This window comes from Halomonas tibetensis, from assembly GCF_042643535.1.
GTDB lineage: Bacteria > Pseudomonadota > Gammaproteobacteria > Pseudomonadales > Halomonadaceae > Halomonas > Halomonas tibetensis.
In genome coordinates this window covers 1-789 of the sequence record NZ_JBHRSQ010000022.1, presented here as the reverse complement: position 1 = coordinate 789, position 789 = coordinate 1, and the positions used below count along the sequence as shown (strand labels likewise).

At 60.6% G+C, this 789-nt stretch carries 2 protein-coding genes; both read right to left on the bottom strand.

The features are described from left to right. Window positions 1-146 precede the first annotated feature (146 nt). On the bottom strand, window positions 147-503 hold the full coding sequence (gene tnpB, locus ACFODV_RS15185; protein WP_379760930.1) for an IS66 family insertion sequence element accessory protein TnpB: 357 nt from the start codon (window positions 501-503) through the stop codon (window positions 147-149). Beyond that, window positions 500-709 carry a hypothetical protein gene (locus tag ACFODV_RS15180; RefSeq protein WP_379760928.1) on the bottom strand — a complete coding sequence of 70 codons (210 nt, stop codon included), beginning with the start codon at window positions 707-709 and terminating at the stop codon, window positions 500-502. The genes tnpB and ACFODV_RS15180 overlap by 4 nt, the downstream gene beginning before the upstream one ends. Window positions 710-789 lie beyond the last annotated feature (80 nt).

Genomic DNA, 789 nt, shown 5'->3' with positions numbered 1-789 from the left:
GGCCATCAGAGCCAATAGGCGGTCATTTTCTGCCTCGGCGGCGACCAGCTTGCGTTGCAGCTGGTCGACCGTATCGGCGGTGTGAGAGGCGATGGATGTCATGCCGATATTTTACCAAACACCCCCTCACAAGGGGAGTGCCATGGCTAGCCAACCGATTGAAAATCCAAGGCCTTGTGCGGCTGCATTGCGCCAATATCGTAGCCATCGAGGAGCCAGTTCAGCTCCTGGCCCGAGAGAGTGACGGTGTCGTCTTCCAGGCGGTCGGGCCACTTGAAGCGTTCCCGCTCCAGGCGCTTGTACCAGACCACGAAGCCATTGCGCTCCCAGAACAGCAACTTCACCTTGTCGCGCTGGCGGTTGCCGAACACGAACACCGCCTCCTCGAAGGGATTGAGCTCCATGGCCTCCTGAACCAGCAGGGCCAGTCCATCGATCTGCTTGCGCATGTCGACCGGCTCGCGGCACAGGTAGACGCGCAGTCGAGTATCCGGCCGAATCATCGCGCCACCTCCACGGCGACGAAGCGCAGCGGTCGATGACGCAGTGGCACCGACACCTCCTGGACCACCAGGCGTTGCTCCCACGCCAGTAGTGACGCCAGGTCGAGCCCTTGCTCCTCGGCATACTCACTCAGCGCCAGTTGCCGAGAGGAGGCGTGGAACAGATGGCCCAGCCAGAAGGCCTGTGTCGAGGTCAGTTCAGTCATGGTGTCCTCCTTGGATTCGGATGACACCAGTCTGACGGGGGTTATTCATCTGCAGAAGATGTGGTTTATGGACCGCTTAC

Bases quoted from the DNA above. Each gene is read 5' to 3' on its own strand.
- ACFODV_RS15180 (WP_379760928.1), bottom strand. From the start codon at position 709: ATGACTGAACTGACCTCGACACAGGCCTTCTGGCTGGGCCATCTGTTC.
- tnpB (WP_379760930.1), bottom strand. From the start codon at position 503: ATGATTCGGCCGGATACTCGACTGCGCGTCTACCTGTGCCGCGAGCCG.